At 66.8% G+C, this 4,157-nt stretch carries 5 protein-coding genes; all 5 read left to right on the top strand.

From position 1 onward, the window contains the following. Positions 1-409: ABC transporter permease subunit (locus ACT6S0_RS27115; protein ID WP_444766834.1), on the top strand; the 409-nt coding region annotated here is incomplete at its 5' end. A 139-nt stretch (positions 410-548) separates the two neighbouring features. Continuing rightward, a complete protein-coding gene (locus tag ACT6S0_RS27110) occupies positions 549-1,643 on the top strand; it encodes a branched-chain amino acid ABC transporter permease (protein WP_444766833.1) in 1,095 nt (364 codons plus the stop codon). After that, positions 1,640-2,482 (top strand): alpha/beta fold hydrolase, encoded by an 843-nt coding sequence (locus tag ACT6S0_RS27105; RefSeq protein ID WP_444766832.1) that lies wholly within the window; start codon positions 1,640-1,642, stop codon positions 2,480-2,482. Before ACT6S0_RS27110 ends, ACT6S0_RS27105 begins: the two co-directional genes overlap by 4 nt. Before the next feature lie 60 nt (positions 2,483-2,542). Further along, positions 2,543-3,313, top strand: a complete 771-nt coding sequence (locus tag ACT6S0_RS27100) for an ABC transporter ATP-binding protein (RefSeq protein ID WP_444766831.1) — start codon at positions 2,543-2,545, stop codon at positions 3,311-3,313. A 199-nt stretch (positions 3,314-3,512) separates the two neighbouring features. After that, positions 3,513-4,157 (top strand): branched-chain amino acid ABC transporter permease (locus tag ACT6S0_RS27095; RefSeq protein ID WP_444766830.1); only part of this gene is annotated, 645 nt, incomplete at its 3' end.

The raw sequence follows: 4,157 nt of genomic DNA, 5'->3' as shown, positions 1-4,157 counted from the left end.
CCTGCTGGCCTGGACCCTGAGCCGCACCAAGATCGGCCTGCTGATCCGCGCCGGCGTGCAGGACCGCGAGATGGTCGAGGCGCTGGGCTACCGCATCAAACGCCTCTTCGTCGGTGTCTTCGTTGCCGGCGCCGCGCTGGCCGGCCTGGGTGGCGTGCTGTGGGGCCTGGTGCAACAGGGCGTCACGCCGCAGATCGGCGCCCAGGTCAACCTGCTGCTCTTCATCGTCATCATCATCGGCGGCCTGGGCTCAACGGTGGGTTGCCTGATCGGCGCACTGCTGGTGGGCCTCGTCGCCAACTACGTGGGCTTCATCGCGCCCAAGGCCGCGCTGTTCACCAACATCGGGCTGATGGTGGCCATTCTGCTGTGGCGTCCGCAAGGCCTCTACCCGGTGGGCGCGAAATGAGCCTACCCCCGTTGCGCTTCGCGCTCCCCCTCAAGGGGGCGCTGCCAGTGGCCTGGCAAAGCCGGTTCCACGGCAGCCGCTTGGCTTTTCATTCGGCGTTCGCATCGTTGATCACGTGCAGCGAAGCGAAGGATTTCCGATGACATCCGTTTTTCGTTCTCTCCTCTCCCACGACCTGCCGCGCAGCCGCATCCTGGCCGCCCTGCTGCTGGCCTGCTTCGTCGGCCTGCTCGGCGCGCCCTTCATCTTCCCCGGCACGCAGGCGCTCAACGTTGCGGCCAAGATCCTGGTGTTCATCCTGCTCGTCGCCAGCTACGACCTGCTGCTGGGCTACACCGGCATCGTCAGCTTCGCGCACACGATGTTCGTCGGCATCGGCGCCTACGGCATCGCCATCGCGTCGACGCGGCTCGGGCCGGACTGGACCTCGCTCGGCATCGGCTTTGTCGCGGCCCTGTGCTTGAGTGCCGTGCTGGCGTTGGGCATGGGCCTGGCCAGCCTGCGCGTGAAGGCTATCTTCTTCGCCATGATCACGCTGGCCGTGGCCTCGGCCTTCATGACGCTGGCCTCGCAACTGAGTGATTTCACCGGCGGCGAGGACGGGCTGAACTTCCAGTTGCCGGCGGTGCTGCGGCCCTCGACGGAGTTCATGGAAGAACCGGTCCTCGGCGTCATGCTCGACGGCCGGCTGCTGACCTACTACCTGCTCTTCGTCGCCGTCGCCGCCCTCATCGCGCTGCTGCTGCGCGTCGTCAACTCGCCCTTTGGCCGCGTGCTGCAGGCCATCCGCGAGAACGAGTTCCGCGCCGAGGCCATCGGCTATCGCATCGTCGTCTATCGCACCGGCGCCAATGTCATCGCGGCGCTGCTGACCTGCTGCGGCGGCGCGCTGCTGGCGCTGTGGCTGCGCTACACGGGCCCCGAGACGGCCATGAGCATGGAGATCATGCTGGACCTGCTGCTCATCGTCGTCATCGGCGGCATGGGCACGGTCTATGGCGCCGTCATCGGCAGCGTGCTCTTCATCGTCGCGCAGAACTACCTGCAGGCGCTGCTCAAGGGCGCAGGCGGCCTCGTCGAAGGCGTGCCGGTGCTGAGCACCCTGGTCTCACCCGACCGCTGGCTGCTGTGGCTGGGCGTGCTGTTCGTGCTGGCGGTCTATCACTTCCCCGGCGGCATCGTCGGGCGACTGCGGCTGGCGGCGTGGACGCGGGGAAGGAACAACAAGCCATGAGATCGCGCTACCTGACTTGCCTGGGCCGCGAGATCCACGTCACCGAGTGGGGCGAGGCGGGCGCGCCGCCTGTCATCGCCTGGCATGGGCTGGCGCGCAGCGGCCGTGACTTCGACGACTTTGCCGCCGCGCTTGCGGGCCGTTGGCATGTCATTTGCCCCGATACGCTGGGCCGCGGGCTGTCGCAATGGGCCATTGCCCCGGCCAGCGAATACTGCCTGGACTTCTACGTCGAGCAGGCCGAGGCGCTGCTGGACCAGCTCGGTCTCGCCAAGGTGCAGTGGGTCGGCACGTCGATGGGCGGCGCCATCGGCACGCTGGCCGCGGCCACCAAGCTGCGCGGCCGCATCAAGCGGCTGGTGCTCAACGACAACGGCCCGGAGCTGGCCGCGCCAGCGCTGGCGCGCATCAAGAGCTATGCCGGACAACCACCGAGCTTTGCGACGGTGACCGAGCTGGAGACCTACTTCCGCGACATCTATGCGAGCTTCGGGCACCTGACCGATGCGCAGTGGCGCCACCTGACCGAGACCTCACTGCGCCGGCTGCCCGATGGCCGCGTGACGCCACACTACGACCCGGCCCTGGTGCAGCAGTTCGAGCACCACCCCGATGACTACGAGCTGTGGAGCGCCTGGGACCAGCTCGATCTGCCCGTGCTCTGCCTGCGCGGCGAGGAGTCGACGCTGCTGACGGCGCAGACGGCCCAGGCCATGCGCGAACGCGGCCCACGGGCGGCCGTGGCGCTCATTCCCGGCTGCGGCCATGCACCCGCCTTGAACACGCCCGAGCAGATCAGCCTGATCGAGCGCTTCCTGTCGGCCGATCAGACCCCGTGAATGCCCGTAAGCCAGCCTCATGCTTGAAGCCCTAGAGTCGCGCGGCTAACAGGTAAGTCCATGAGTGAATTTATTCTTGAAACGCAGGACCTGACCAAGGAGTTCAAAGGCTTCACCGCCGTGGACTCGGTCAACCTGCAGGTGCAGCGCGGCCACATCCACGCGCTGCTCGGCCCCAATGGCGCGGGCAAGACGACCTGCTTCAACCTGCTGACGAAGTTCCTCGTGCCCACGCGCGGGCGCATCGTCTTTGCGGGCACCGACATCACCGGTGAGACCTCGGCGCAGATTGCGCGACGGGGCGTCATCCGGTCGTTCCAGATCTCGGCGGTGTTTCCTCACCTGACGGTGCTGGAGAACGTGCGCATCGGCCTGCAGCGTTTCACCGGGACGAGCTTTCACTTCTGGAAGGGGCTGACGGGGCTGAAGACGCTGGACGCCAAGGTGTTGTCGCTGCTGGAGCTGGTTGATTTGCGCGACATGGCTGCGTTGAAGGCAGCTGATTTGCCTTATGGCCGCAAGCGGGCGCTGGAGATTGCCACGACGATGGCGATGGAGCCGCAGTTGATGCTGCTGGACGAGCCGACGCAGGGCATGGGGCACGAGGACGTGGACCGGGTGACGGCTTTGATCAAGCGCGTGGCCGAGGGGCGGACCGTGCTGATGGTGGAGCACAACATGAAGGTGGTGGCGAGCATCGCGGACCGGATCACGGTGTTGGCGCGCGGGGCGGTGTTGGCGGAGGGTGACTACGCCACCGTTTCCAAGCATCCCGCAGTGCTCGAGGCCTATATGGGTACCGAGGCGACTGAGTTGGTGGGGGCGCATTGATGATTTCAGAGCGCTCCGTACTCCTGGTTGGTGGCGAATGTCGTGCCGGGAGTCCCGCCCGGCGGCGGGGTAACTTTGGCTTCGCCGAAACCTTCGGTTTTCTTCTGGCCCCGCAGAAGAAAGTTACCCGCCTGCCGGGGCGGACTCCCGGCAATGCAGCGATGCCGCACCCGCTCCGCCAAAGCAACCACGCGAGCACATGAAACTCGACCCCAAACCCCTGGCGCTCCTCGCAGCCATCATGCTGCTGGCACTCCCACTGACCGGCAGCCCCAGCACCTGGCTCAACCTCACCCTGGCCGGCATCGCCATGGGCCTGATCATCTTCGTCATCGCCTCCGGCCTGACGCTGGTCTTCGGCCTGATGGACGTCCTCAACTTCGGCCACGGCGTCTTCATCGCGCTGGGCGCCTTCATGGCGACCACGGTGCTCGCCGCGATGGCACCTTGGGCCTCAAGCCCTGACGTGCTGTCCAACCTGACCGCCCTCGCTGCCGCCTGCCTCGCCGGCATGGCCATCGCGGCGGCAGTCGGCGTCGTCTTCGAGCGCGTGCTGGTCCGCCCCGTCTACGGCCAGCACCTCAAGCAGATCCTCATCACCATGGGCGGCATGATCATCGGCGAGGAACTGATCAAGGCCAGCTGGGGCCCGCAGCTGATCCCGCTGCCGATGCCCGAGACGCTGCGCGGCATCTTCCTGTTCGGCGACGTGGCGGTCGAGAAGTTCCGCGTGCTGTCCATGCTCATCGGCCTGGCCGTGCTGGCAACCCTGCTGCTCGTGCTCAACCGCACCAAGATCGGCCTGCTGATCCGCGCCGGCGTGCAGGACCGCGAGATGGTCGAG

This window comes from Roseateles sp., assembly GCF_052436255.1.
GTDB lineage: Bacteria > Pseudomonadota > Gammaproteobacteria > Burkholderiales > Burkholderiaceae_C > Pelomonas.
The sequence above is the reverse complement of the archived record's forward strand: the minus strand, read 5'-3'. Positions and strand labels throughout refer to the sequence as shown.